Here is a 12,329-nt window from a genome sequence, read left to right as displayed (position 1 = left end):
CCGTGGTGGCGCGGGGCGGGGCCGGGTCAGAGCCGGGTCGGGTACGGGCGAGCGTCGACACGCTCTCGTCGGTGCTACTGCGCTGAGGCGTGCCGGGGCTGGCAGTCGTTGATCTCCACGGTGACGGCCTCGGCGTAGACGGAGGCGAGGCGCGCGGCGGTGGAGGCCCAGGAGAAGTTGGCGGCGTGGCCGACGGCCTCCTCGGCCATGCGGATGCGGGTGTCGTCGTCGTCGAGCAGCTGGCCGATGGCGTCGGCCCAGTCCTCGGTGGCATGCCCGTCGACGAGCAGGCCGGTCTCCCCCTCCGCGACGGCGACGGGCAGACCGCCGACGCGGGCGGCGATGACGGGGGTGCCGCAGGCCTGCGCCTCCATGGCCACCAGGCCGAAGGACTCGTTGTAGCTGGGCACGGCGACGATGTCGGCCGCCTGGTAGATGGACACCAGTTCCTCGGGCGGGCGGGGGTCGAGGAAGCGGATCCGCCGGGCGACGCCGAGCTCGCGGGCGAGGTCGAGGTACTCCTCCGCCGTCGCCGACGCACCGCTGGCGCCACCGCAGATGATCACCCGCAGGTTGCGGTGCGGGTCGCGGCGCATGAGTTCGGCGGTGGCGCGGATGAGCACCTGGGGGCCCTTGAACTGCTGGAGCCGGCCGACGAAGGCGACGACCTTGGCGTGCAGTGGGATGCCGAGCTGGCGGCGGGACTGCTCGGTGTTGCGTTCGGTGCCGGGGGTGAACACGTCGACGTCGGTGCCGGGGGTGACCACGACGATGCGGTCCGCGTCGGCGTCGTAGTGCCCGACGAGGTCGGCGGTCTCCTCGAGGGTGTTGACCACGAGGACGTCGGCGTTGTCCACCAGCTGCTGTTCGCAGATGCGGCGGGCCTCGGACTCGGCGGAGTCGTCCTCGCTGCGGTGGGCGTTCTTCACCGCGGCGAGGGTGTGGGCGGTGTGCACGAGCGGGATCTCCCACAGATCGCGCAGCAGCCAGCCGACCTGGCCGGAGAGCCAGTAGTGGGAGTGGATGAGGTCGTAGTCCAGGTCGTGGCACTTGTGGAACTGGACGATCCCGCCGGCGAACGCGGCGAGCTGGGTGGGCAGGGCCTCCTTGTCCAGGCCCTCGTAGGGTCCGGCGACGATGTTGATCACCCGCAGCCCCTCCTCCACCTCGACGACCTCGCCCTGGCTGGGCCGGGTGGCGCGGGTGTAGACGTCCACCTCGACGCCCTGCCGGGCCAGATGGCGGGCGGTGCTGAGGACGTAGACGTTCATGCCGCCGGCGTCGCCGGAGCCCGGCTGCTGCAGTGGCGAGGTGTGCATGGAGATCATCGCGATGCGCATGCCCCAATAGTAGAGCCGACAGTGGGCGCTCAGCCGTCGTTATACTGGGGCGAACCGGACAATCGACCGAAGGGACCTCCATGTCGGCTTACGAGGACAAGGCCTGGCTGCAGTACTACGACGACTGGACACCCCATTCGTTGGACTACGACGACACCACGTTGCTCGACGTCTACGACAACAACCTCGCCCTCAACGCCGAGAAGCCCGCCACCTGGTTCTTCGGCCGGTCCCAGACCTACGGCGAGCTGGATCGCCAGGTCCGTCGTGCCGCCGCCGGCCTGCGTGCCTTCGGAGTCCGCCCGGGTGACAAGGTCGCCATCATCCTGCCGAACTGCCCGCAGCACATCGCCGCCTTCTACGCGGTGCTCAAGCTCGGCGCCACCGTCGTCGAGCACAATCCGCTCTACACCGCCCACGAGCTCAAGGGCCCCTTCGCCGACCACGGCGCCCGGGTGGCCATCTGCTGGGACAAGGCCGCCCCGACCCTGGAGAAGCTGCGCAACGAGACCTCCCTGGAGACGGTCATCTCGGTCAACATGATCGAGGCGATGCCGAAGGTCAAGCAGCTGGCGCTGCGTCTGCCGATCAAGAAGATCCGCGAGTCCCGCGAGCAGCTGTCCGCCCCGGCCCCGAACACGGTGCCGTGGGAGGCGCTCATCGGCACCGCCATCGGCGGCGAGGGCGACGACATCGTCTCCGAGCCGTCGGTGACCAAGGAGACCATCGCGCTCATCCTCTACACCTCGGGCACCACCGGCGCCCCCAAGGGTGCGCAGCTGTCCCACGGCAATCTCTTCGCCAACTGCCTGCAGGGCAAGAACTGGGTCCCGGGTCTGGGCGAGCAGGACGAGCGCATGCTCGCGGCCCTGCCGATGTTCCACGCCTACGGCCTGACGATGGTGGGCACCCTCGCCTTCTACGTCGGCGGCGAGATGGTCCTGCTGCCGGCGCCGAAGATCCCGCTGATCATGGACGTGATGAAGAAGCACACCCCCACGTGGCTGCCGGGCGTGCCCACCCTCTACGAGAAGATCGTCGAGGCCGCGGAGACCGACAACGTCGACATCTCCGGTATCCGCAACTCCTTCTGTGGTGCGGCGACCCTCCCGGTGTCCACCGTGGAGAAGTGGGAGCGTTTCACCGGCGGCCTGCTGGTGGAGGGCTACGGCCTCACCGAGACCTCCCCGGTCATCGTGGGCAACCCGATGAACGAGAACCGTCGCCCCGGCTACGTGGGCATCCCCTTCCCCGACACCGAGGTCCGGGTGGCCGATCCGGAGAACCTCGACGAGACCCAGCCGGACGGCACCGAGGGCGAGATCCTGGTCAAGGGTCCGCAGGTGTTCCAGGGTTACCTCAACCAGCCCGAGGCCACCGAGGCCAGCTTCCACGACGGCTGGTACCGCACCGGCGACGTCGGTGTCATGGAGGAGGACGGTTTCATCCGTCTGGTGGCGCGCATCAAGGAGGTCATCATCACCGGTGGCTTCAACGTCTACCCGGCGGAGGTCGAGGAGGCGATGCGTGATCATCCGGACATCATCGACCTCGCCGTCGTCGGCCGCCCCCGCGAGGACGGTTCGGAGGACGTCGTCGCCTGTGTGACCCTGCGCGACGGTGCCGCCATGGACCCGGACGGTCTGAAGGACTTCGCCCGCGAGCGCCTCACCCGCTACAAGGTGCCGCGCACCTTCTACCACTTCGAGGAGCTCGCCCGCGATCAGCTGGGCAAGATCCGCCGCCGTGAGGTGCAGGAGGACCTGCTCAAGCTGCTGGAGAAGTAACCGGCCGCTTGTCGACGTCGCCGCGCCTCCCCCACCGCGCGTTCCCCGGCGTCCCCGAGTCAGCCCCGCGACCGTTGGTCGCGGGGCTTTCCCGTGCAGTTGACCGCTCATACCCCCATGGGTATATTCTCCACTGTTCAGACGATACCCCCTAGGGTATGAAACCCCGACGACAGGAGAACCCCATGTGTCGCCCCGTCACCTGCAAGAACTGCGGAAAAACCACCTGGGCCGGCTGCGGCCAGCACATCGACCAGGTCCGCGCGACCGTCCCCGCCGGCCAGTGGTGCACCTGCACCCGTGACCAGCAGAAGAAGCCCGGCCTGTTCGCCGGACTGTTCGGCCGCTGACCGGAAGGACAATCCCATGACCACCCCCACCACCACCACCGTCATCGTGGGCGGCGTCGCCGGCGGCATGTCCACCGCGGCCAGGCTGCGGCGACGAGACGAGACGATGGAGATCATCGTCCTCGAGGCCTCCGGCCACGTCTCCTTCGCCAACTGCGGCCTGCCCTACCACGTCTCCGGCGTCATCCCGGAGCGCTCGAGCCTGCTGCTGCAGACCCCGGACGCCCTCCGGGACCGCTTCAACCTCGATGTCCGGGTCAACCACCGCGTCACCGCCGTCGACCGCGCGAATCAGACCGTGACCGTACGCGACGAGACCGACGGCCGCGAGTTCACCCAGGCCTACGACCACCTCGTCCTCTCCCCCGGCGCGACCCCCGTCCGACCGCCGATTCCCGGCATCGAGCGCGCCCTGACCCTGCGCACCGTGGAGGACGTGGACGCGATCATCGCGTCCCTGGATGAGAACGTGCACTCGGTGGCCGTCGTCGGCGGCGGGTTCATCGGCCTCGAGCTGGCCGAGAATCTCCGCCACCGCGACCTCAACGTCACCGTCCTCGAACGCGGCGACCAGATCATGGCACCGCTCGACCCCGAGATGGCCGCCCTCGTCACCGACCACCTGCGCGAGCACGGTGTCACCGTTGAGACCGGTGCGGACGCCACGGAGATCACCGCCGACGGCGTCCGGCTCGCCGACGGCCGCCACATCGACGCCGACCTGGTCATCGCCGCCATCGGCGTCACCCCCGAATCCTCGCTCGCCCGCGCAGCCGGCCTCAAGATCGGTGAACGCGGCGGCATCAGCGTCGACGACCAGCTGCGCACCTCCGACCCGGCGATCTTCGCCCTTGGCGACGCCGCCGAAAAACGCGACGCCGTCTCCGGCGAGGACACCCTCGTCCCGCTGGCGCAGACCGCCAACCGCCACGGCCGGCTCGTCGCCGACATCATCACCGGCCGCGACGTCTCCCGCACCGCCACCCTGGGCACCGCCATCGTCGGCATCTTCGGGCTGGCCGCCGCCTCGGTGGGCTGGAACGAGAAGCGCGCCCGCACCGCCGGCCGCGACATCCGCCTCATCCACGTCCACCCCGTCGACCACGCCGGCTACTACCCCGGCGCGGAGATGCTGCACCTCAAACTCGTCGTCGACGCGGCCACGGACGCGATCCTCGGTGCGCAGGCGGTGGGCATGGGTGGCGTGGACAAGCGGATCGACGTCATCGCCACCGCCATGCGCGCGGGGCTGACCGCCACCGATCTCGCCGACCTCGAACTGGCCTACGCCCCGCAGTTCGGGTCCGCGAAGGACCCGGTCAACATGCTCGGCTTCGTCAACGACAACATCATCAACGGCGAGAAGACGATGCAGTGGCACGAGGTGGCGGACGCCGTCGCCGACGGCTGGACGCTCGTCGATGTCCGCACCCCGGAAGAGTTCAACGCCGGCACCATCCCCGGTGCGATCAACCTGCCTCTCGACGATCTCCGGGAGCGCCGAGACGAGCTGGCCGGACGGCGGGCGCTGGTGTTCTGCCGCGTCGGCCAGCGCGGCCATGTGGCCGCCAGCCTCCTGGGCCAGCTGGGTGTCACCGTGGCCAACCTCGACGGTGGTTTCCTCACCTGGAGCAGCCTGAACGCTGGGATAAGGTGACAGGCATGAAACTCAGCCCCGAGGAATCCAAGCCGGCCGTCACCCGACTCAAGCGGGCGCAGGGCCAGCTCAGCGCGGTGATCCGCATGCTCGAGGAGGGCCACGAGTGCGAGGAGGCGGTCACCCAGCTGGCCGCGGTGGCCAAAGCCATCGACCGGGCCGGGTACCTCGTCGTGGCCACCGGCATGAAGAAGTGCTTCACCGAGGAGGGCCCGGAGTCCTACGACGAGAAGAAGCTGGAGAAGATGTTCCTCTCCCTGGCCTGAGCTCCCCGGCCTGGGCCCGCACCGGGTTCAGTCGATGGCCACGCCGATCCACACCGGCTCGGGCACGAGCGTGACACCGAAGGCGTCGCGGACGCCGTCGCGGACCTCGCGGGCCAGGGCCACCAGGTCGTTGGTCACCGCCTGCCCGCGGTTGGTCAGGGCGAGGGTGTGCTTGGTGGACAGACGCACGGGGGCGCCGTCACCGGGGTAGCCCTTGTCGTAGCCGGCGCGGTCGATGAGCCAGGCGGCGGAGAGCTTGACCTGCCCCTCAGCCCCTCCGCCGGCGGCAAACCGGGGCATCCGGTCAGCGTCCTCGTCGCCGCGGCGGGCGCGGACCTCGGCCTGGACGGCGTCGGCAAGCGTCGTCGGGACGATGGGGTTGGTGAAGAAGGAGCCCGCGGACCAGGTGTCGTGGTCGTCCGCGTCGACGACCATGCCCTTGCCGCGCCGCAAATCGAGGACGGCCTCGCGGACGTCGGCGACGGGGCGTCGTTCGCCGCCCTCGGTCGCCCCGAGGCGGCGGGCCAGCTCGCCGTAGCGCAGCGGGGCACTCTGGCCGCCGGGGTGCAGCTGCAGCTCGATGGCCAGGACGATGCCGCGGCCCGTGAACTTGAGGTTGGAGTAGCGGTAGGCCAGGTCGAGGTCGGCGGCCGGGACCCAGGCCATCTCACCGGTGTCGCGTTCGAGCAGGAGGACCTGCACGAGGACGTCGGAGATCTCCGCACCGTAGGCCCCGACGTTCTGGACGGGGGTCGCGCCGGCGGAGCCGGGAATGCCGGACAGGCACTCGATGCCGCCGAGACCGGCCTCGACGGAGGCGAGGACCACGTCGTCCCACACCGCACCCGCGTCCGCACGGACCAGGCCGTGCCCGGAGACGGTGACCTCGGTGTTCTCCACGACGACGGCGACGAGATCGAGGTCGCCGTCGGCGACGACGAGGTTGGACCCGCCGCCGACGATGAGGAGGGGAACCGCCAGGGCGTCGAGAAGCATGACCACCTCAGCCACCGCGGAGTCGGTGCCGCAGCGGACGGTGAGCCGGGGCTTCCCGCCGAGGTGGAGGGTGGTCAGGTCGGCGAAGGTGACGGTGTCATCGAGGGTGACATCGTCGATCTCCCGGAGACGGGCGGCAATGTCTGGGGTCGTGGAGGAGTCAGTCACGGGATTAACGGTAGTCTGTTGTTCATGGCAACCCGTAGTGAGAACACCGTAACCATCAATCAGCCGGCCGAGAAGGTCCACGCCGCGCTGACCAACGCCGACTACTGGGCGTACATCGCGAAGAATCTCTCCCCGGAGCCGGGCGAGGTCAACGCTTTCGAGGCCACCGAGGGCGGTGCCGTGGCCACCCTCTTCGAGGTCCTCCCGCTCGACGTCCTGCCGGAGGCCGTCCGCGCGATGATCTCCCAGGCGCTCAAGGTCAAGCGCGTGGTCACCGTCGGCCCGCTCACCGACAACGCCTCGCACATCTCCTACACCGCCGACGTCAAGGGCACCCCGGTCGACTTCAACGGTGACATCCAGCTCACCGGCGACGCGGACACCACCACCCTGTCCTACACCAACGACGTCTCCGTCAACATCCCGTTCATGGGCCCGGCCATCGAACCGAAGGTCGGCGAGGCTCTGGGCGAGCTGTTCACCAACGAGGGTCAGCTCACCGACACCTGGATCACCGAGAACCTCTAGGCACCCCCGGTTTCTCCATGGCCGACCATGCCCATAATCTCCGCGCGGAGCCCGGGCAGGGTCGGCCTTTCGGCGTCATCACCCGCGGCACCACCGGCTTCAACCGCCTGCGCCGCTCCGACCGGTGGACCATCCACCATCCCCGGGTCCGCGAGCTGCTTGCCGACGCCGCGCACCCGCTCGCCGTCGACGTCGGGTACGGCGCCTCCCACGCCACCACCGTGGAGTGGGCCACCCGGTTGCGCACCGTCCGCCCCGACATCGAGGTCGTGGGCCTGGAGATCGACCCGGACCGGGTCCTGCCCCCGCGCGACGGGGTGCGTTTCCAGCTCGGCGGCTTCGAACTCGCCGGCTACCGTCCCCACCTCGTCCGGGCGTTCAACGTGCTGCGCCAGTATGACGTCGACCAGGTGGCGCAGGTGTGGTCCACCGTGTGCGGCCACCTCGCCCCCGGCGGACTCTTCGTGGAGGGCACCTGCGACGAGCTCGGCCGCCGGGCCACGTGGGTGCTTCTCGACGCCGCCGGCCCCGTCTCCCTCACCCTCGCCTGGGACCCCTTCGACGTCGAGCGCCCCTCCGACGTCGCGGAACGCCTGCCCAAGGCCCTCATCCACCGCAACGTCCCCGGCGAACCGGTCCACGCCCTGCTGGCCGCCGCCGACAGCGCCTGGGACCGATCCGCCGGGTGGGAACCCTACGGCCCGCGGGTGCGGTGGCGGCAGGCCCGGCAGCTGCTCATCGACGACGGCGTGCCGCTGACCCCCGTCCGCCGCAAGGTCCGTGACAATCTCCTGACAGTTCCCTGGGCAACGGTTGCCCCGGCCCACTGATCTGCGGTTCACTGGTGGGCATGGCTCGCTCAACCTCCTCCACCATCGGCAAGTTCCTCCTCGGCCTCCTCGTCGCCGTCCTCATCCTCGTGCTCGTGGCCGAGTTCGGACTGCGCTGGTTCGTGGGCAAGGAACTGCGCGACGGATTCCGCGCCGAGGCACAGGAACAGGGCACGACCCTGAGCGAGGACCCCACCATCGCCTTCGGCGCCACCCCGCTGATCGTCTCCGCGGTCCGCGGCGTCATCCCCGAAGTGGAGATCACCACCCCCTCCACCCTGAGCATCACCCAGGGTGAGCTCCCGGAGATCAACGGCTCCCCCGCCGCCCACGTCCAGCTCACCGACCTGCGGATCTCCGACCCGGACAACCCGGTGGCCGCCCACATGGTCACCTCCACCGAGGTGCCGGAAGACTACCTGCTGGCCACCGTCCAGCGATCGATGGCCGAACAGCAGTCCGGCACCGAGGGCGTGGGCGCCCTGGTCCAGGGGCTCATCCGGGTCACCGACATCACCGCGAACCCGGCCGGCAACACCCTCGACGTGGAGTTCACCGACGGCGCGGCCACCCTCAACCTCACCCCGGTCCCCGTCGACGGCCAGCTCACCTTCGAGGCCACCGGCGCCTCCCTCTTCGGCTTCGACCTGCCTGAGCAGGTCACCGACATGATCACCCGGGGTCTCGCCGAGAGCGTCACCGATCAGAGCGGGCAGGTGAGAATCGACTCCTTCGAGGTCATCGACAACGGCGCCCGCGTCGTCGTCTCCGGCGACAACCTCAACCTCAACTCCATCGCCGGGTCCACCTCAGCCGTCGAGCAGCGCTGACAACTCACTCACACCGACCCGGTCGGCACCGGCCTCCAGCGCGGCGATGACCCCGGCCAGATCATCGGCGCCGACCGCGGTGCGCGGCAGGTCCGTGCGTATCGACGCCCCCGACACCACCCGGTCAGCACCTGCCAGACGGGCCGCCTCCGCGGCCGCCTCCCCGTGCGGGCCGTCCACCAGCACCGCCAGATGCACCGGCGCCGGCACCGCCTCGCGGACCGCCACGAACTCCGCCAGCAGAGTGTTGGGGTCATCGACCGTGGCGTCCGGGGTCAGCCAGATCTCCCCCGCCCCCTGCTGCACCGCCAGCCGCGCCTCGGCGGCCTTGACCAGACTGTGGTGCCGACCCGAGGGGTAGCCCACCACCGACGCGACGGTCAGGCCCTCCGGCTCCCCCACGGCCGCGAGATGACTCGGAGAGACGACGACCCCCGCCAACCCCGCATCGCGGGCCGCCAACGCACGGTGACAGGCCTGGGTGGGGGTGACGGGGACGTCGACAAGCAGAAGAAAGGCGCGGCCCATCAGCCACGCCTGATCATCAATCACGGCAACTACCAGCCACCGTTGCCGCTGACCAGCGACCGCAGGTGCGGGCGGACATCGAACCAGTAAACGCCGATCGCGACCATGCCCGCCCACGACAGGAACGGCACACGGGTGAACACCACGAACGCCGAGGCGACGAGAATGGCCACCCAGATCAACTTGGACTGCCGGTCCCCGGCCGTGTACGCGTCATCGCGGGTGGTGGCCGCGAAGAAGGCCCCCACCACACCTGAGAGCACGATGATGGAGAACAGCACCAGTTCGAGGATCTGGTAACCGAAGATGAGTTGTTGGGCAAGCATGGTGGTTCTTAGACGTCCTTGTCGCTGGGGCGGTCGTCGGTGTCCACGACCTCTCCGTCGATCATATGCGGGACCGGTCCGTCCGTCGTAGTCGCACCCGGGGTCGCACCCGGGGCCGGAGTGACATCGGTGGCACCGTCCCGGTCCGCGGCGGCACGGGCCCGGTTGATGAGCACCTCCAGGCGCTCACGCAGATCGTCGAACAACGAATCCTCGTTGTCAGCGCCCGAAGTTGCGCCCGCGGCACGGCGGGCCTTCGCCTGGCTGACCGTCTCGTCGAAGGTGCTGCGCACCGAACCCACGGCGGTGTTGAGAGCGGACTTGGCCTCCTCTGCCGCCGTGGAGTCCTTCGTCTCGGCCGCGGCCCGACGGGCGGAGGCCGCCAGGTCACGCAGGATGTCCTCCGCCCGGCTGGCGAAGGTGGCGGAGACGTTCCGGTAGTCATCGGTGCTGCTCGCACCCGACAGACCGGTGCGGGCCTCCTGGGTCGCCGCCTTGAGACGGCCGAGGGTGGAGTCCTCCTCCTCGACCGGGGTGTGGATCGCGTGGGCACCGGGGGTCAGATCCGACTGCTCACGGTCCTCCCGGAACCGGCCGGCGAAATCGGAGACCACGTCACCGAGACGGGAGCCCGCGGTCACCCAGGCCTGGAACGGCTCGCGGAGATTGTCCAGCAGGGAGTTGTTCTCCTCCGGGGTCTGGTGGAGGTTGTCGTTCGGGGTGTTCATGGTCGATCCCTTCTTGACTGTGAGAGCGCTACGCTCCGAAGAGCAGGTGATTCACAGTGTAAATAAGAAGTCCCGCCAGCGCACCGACGATCGTGCCGTTGAGCCGGATGAACTGCAGATCCTTGCCCACCATGAGCTCGATCTTGTCGCTGGCCTCCTCCGCGTCCCAGCGCTGCACGGTCTCCGAGATGATGGCGGTGACCTCCCCGGCGTAGTTCTCCGCCAGGAACGCCGCCACACCGGTGATCCGGCGGTCCAGACTCGCCCGCAGCTCCGGATCGGACTGGATGTTGTTGCCCCACGTGACGCCGAGCTCGGTGATCTTGGTGCGCAGCATCGACGTCTCATCACCCGCCGCCTCGATGAGTGAGGCGGAGGCGCTCGCCCAGATGCTCCCGGCCGCGCCCCGCACCGGGGTCGAGCCCATGAGATCGTGCTTGAGACCCTCCACCCGGGCGATCATCGTCGGATCGTGCTGGAGATCGTCGGCCAGGTCGCCGAGGAAACGGCGGATGGCGTTACGGGCCTCATGCTGCGGGTCATTCGCCACAGCCGCGGTGAAGCCGACCAGCTCCTTGTACACCTTCGCGCCGACCAGTTCCTTGGCGAACTTCGGTGACCACTGCGGCATACGCTCGTCGATGAGCACCGTCACGGTGTCCTCCATCCCCCGGACCTTCCGGTGGACCCAGGTCACCACCTCCTGGACGATCGGCTCGGTGCGGCCGTCCTCGATGAGATCCGCGAGCATCCGACCCGCCGGTGGCCCCCAGTCCGGGCCGGCGAGCTTGTCGATGAGCTGGGACTGGATGAGCGCCTCCGCGTCCTTCGGGTCCAACGCCCGGACCGCGTTGGCCGTCAACCGGCCCGCCTCACGGGAGAGCTTCCGGGAGTTCTCCTCCTCCGCGAGCCACGCCCCGATCCGTTCCGGGATGTTCGCGGAGCTCACCTTCTCGGTGATCAGCTCCGCGTTGAGGAAGTTCTCGCCGACGAACCCCGAGAGCGCCTCACCCAGCTGGTCCTTCTTCTTCGGGATCAGCGCCGTGTGCGGGATGGGGATGCGCATGGGATGACGGAACAGGGCGGTGACCGCGAACCAGTCGGCCAGGCCACCGATCATGCCGGCCTCGGCCGCGGCCCGGACGTATCCCACCCACGTCGGCGCCCCGCCCGGCTGGTTCTGCCACCAGCTGCAGACCAGGAAAATGACCGCGGCGACGATGAGCAGCCCGGTGACGAAGGCCTTGTGGTTGCGCAGGGTGCGCCGACGCCGGGCCTCGACCTCGGGGCTCGGGCCCGGCACCCCCCGGGTGTCGAGCAACGGCTCCAACCCGGCCCCGGAGTCCGTGCCCGTGGTGCCGGCGGTCAAACTGTGCTTACCCATGTTCCCCATTATCCCTAGAGCAGATCGAGCGCCAGCTGGAAGAGGTTGAACGACGTGATGGCGACGATGATGGTGACCAGGACGATGATGATCTTCCGCGACATGCGCTCCACGGTACGGCAGGCCCGGGCGCGGACAGGCATGAGGAACGCCGACAGCTCCGCGCCCGCGGAATGCGGGGCGGAGCTGTCGGAGCGAAAGACGTCAGCGACGCAACGGTCTAGTTACGGCGACCGGTGGTGTCGCGGTACTCCCGGTAGAACCGGCGGCCGCGCCAGATGAGGCCGAAGCCACCGACGAGGAGGACGACCGCGATGGCCAGGCCGATCCAGAAGAACATCATCAGGTTGTACTCGGCCGGGGCGACGCCCTGGCCCCAGAGGTAGTTGGCTGCCACCCAGATGAGGATGCCGATACCGGCCAGGGAGGTGAGGATGAGACCCATGCCGATCCAGGTGGAGGACCGCTCCAGGGAGGAGTGGTGGGCACCCAGGGACACCGGGTCGTAGCCCTCGATGTATGCCTCATGGATCTTCGGGGCGTAGTTGGGGAAGCTCTCGGATGCCTGGTCCGCAACCGCATGGTTGTTGGAACTCATGAGTGCTCTCGCT

At 69.2% G+C, this 12,329-nt stretch carries 14 protein-coding genes; 7 read left to right on the top strand and 7 right to left on the bottom strand.

Features of this window, described 5'->3' with window-relative positions; genetic code table 11:
- Positions 1 to 74: 74 nt before the first annotated feature.
- Entirely contained in the window at positions 75 to 1,340 is a 1,266-nt protein-coding gene (gene mshA, locus QP029_RS05415; RefSeq protein ID WP_284875800.1) for a D-inositol-3-phosphate glycosyltransferase, read from the bottom strand.
- Between the two features lie 80 nt (positions 1,341 to 1,420).
- Here mshA and QP029_RS05410 point away from each other — a divergent pair, with 80 nt between their 5' ends.
- From QP029_RS05410 to QP029_RS05395, 4 genes are all read left to right on the top strand, one after another.
- Positions 1,421 to 3,127: a long-chain-fatty-acid--CoA ligase gene (locus QP029_RS05410; protein ID WP_284875799.1), complete on the top strand. Its 1,707-nt coding sequence runs from the start codon at positions 1,421 to 1,423 to the stop codon at positions 3,125 to 3,127.
- A 185-nt stretch (positions 3,128 to 3,312) separates the two neighbouring features.
- Positions 3,313 to 3,477 (top strand): DUF8730 family Cys-rich protein, encoded by a 165-nt coding sequence (locus tag QP029_RS05405; protein WP_284875798.1) that lies wholly within the window; start codon positions 3,313 to 3,315, stop codon positions 3,475 to 3,477.
- Between the two features lie 16 nt (positions 3,478 to 3,493).
- Positions 3,494 to 5,134, top strand: coding sequence for an FAD-dependent oxidoreductase (locus QP029_RS05400; RefSeq protein ID WP_284875797.1), 1,641 nt, complete (start codon positions 3,494 to 3,496; stop codon positions 5,132 to 5,134).
- A 5-nt stretch (positions 5,135 to 5,139) separates the two neighbouring features.
- A complete protein-coding gene (locus QP029_RS05395) occupies positions 5,140 to 5,400 on the top strand; it encodes a metal-sensitive transcriptional regulator (RefSeq protein WP_284875796.1) in 261 nt (86 codons plus the stop codon).
- A 27-nt stretch (positions 5,401 to 5,427) separates the two neighbouring features.
- Here QP029_RS05395 and QP029_RS05390 read toward each other — a convergent pair whose 3' ends face one another.
- The gene (locus tag QP029_RS05390) at positions 5,428 to 6,564 is read right to left on the bottom strand and encodes a UDP-N-acetylmuramate dehydrogenase (protein WP_284875795.1); all 1,137 of its coding nucleotides are present in this window, start codon (positions 6,562 to 6,564) and stop codon (positions 5,428 to 5,430) included.
- A 24-nt stretch (positions 6,565 to 6,588) separates the two neighbouring features.
- On the opposite strand from QP029_RS05390, the gene QP029_RS05385 reads away from it, so the two are divergent.
- From QP029_RS05385 to QP029_RS05375, 3 genes are read left to right on the top strand one after another with little or no spacing between them, the layout of a single operon-like run.
- A complete protein-coding gene (locus tag QP029_RS05385; protein ID WP_284875794.1) occupies positions 6,589 to 7,092 on the top strand; it encodes a DUF2505 domain-containing protein in 504 nt (167 codons plus the stop codon).
- A gap of 17 nt (positions 7,093 to 7,109) precedes the next feature.
- Positions 7,110 to 7,922, top strand: a complete 813-nt coding sequence (locus QP029_RS05380; protein ID WP_284875793.1) for a class I SAM-dependent methyltransferase — start codon at positions 7,110 to 7,112, stop codon at positions 7,920 to 7,922.
- 20 nt (positions 7,923 to 7,942) lie between these two features.
- A complete protein-coding gene (locus tag QP029_RS05375) occupies positions 7,943 to 8,752 on the top strand; it encodes an LmeA family phospholipid-binding protein (RefSeq protein WP_284875792.1) in 810 nt (269 codons plus the stop codon).
- On the opposite strand, the gene QP029_RS05370 is transcribed toward QP029_RS05375, so the two are convergent.
- The 5 genes from QP029_RS05370 to QP029_RS05350 all read right to left on the bottom strand — a co-directional run bounded on the left by QP029_RS05370 (position 8,732) and on the right by QP029_RS05350 (position 12,316).
- Complete coding sequence (locus QP029_RS05370; protein ID WP_284875791.1) at positions 8,732 to 9,304, bottom strand: deoxyribose-phosphate aldolase; 573 nt, start codon at positions 9,302 to 9,304, stop codon at positions 8,732 to 8,734. The two genes, QP029_RS05375 and QP029_RS05370, sit on opposite strands and share 21 nt — an antisense overlap.
- A gap of 5 nt (positions 9,305 to 9,309) precedes the next feature.
- A complete protein-coding gene (locus QP029_RS05365) occupies positions 9,310 to 9,606 on the bottom strand; it encodes a DUF2516 family protein (protein ID WP_284875790.1) in 297 nt (98 codons plus the stop codon).
- An 8-nt stretch (positions 9,607 to 9,614) separates the two neighbouring features.
- Positions 9,615 to 10,334, bottom strand: coding sequence for a CGLAU_01105 family protein (locus QP029_RS05360; protein WP_284875789.1), 720 nt, complete (start codon positions 10,332 to 10,334; stop codon positions 9,615 to 9,617).
- Between the two features lie 28 nt (positions 10,335 to 10,362).
- Positions 10,363 to 11,718: a DUF445 domain-containing protein gene (locus QP029_RS05355; protein WP_284875788.1), complete on the bottom strand. Its 1,356-nt coding sequence runs from the start codon at positions 11,716 to 11,718 to the stop codon at positions 10,363 to 10,365.
- 220 nt (positions 11,719 to 11,938) lie between these two features.
- The gene (locus QP029_RS05350) at positions 11,939 to 12,316 is read right to left on the bottom strand and encodes an Asp23/Gls24 family envelope stress response protein (RefSeq protein ID WP_284875787.1); all 378 of its coding nucleotides are present in this window, start codon (positions 12,314 to 12,316) and stop codon (positions 11,939 to 11,941) included.
- Between the last annotated feature and the right edge of the window lie 13 nt (positions 12,317 to 12,329).

This window comes from Corynebacterium suedekumii (assembly GCF_030252185.1).
GTDB classification, from domain to species: domain Bacteria; phylum Actinomycetota; class Actinomycetes; order Mycobacteriales; family Mycobacteriaceae; genus Corynebacterium; species Corynebacterium suedekumii.
This window is presented reverse-complemented; position numbering and strand designations above follow the sequence as displayed.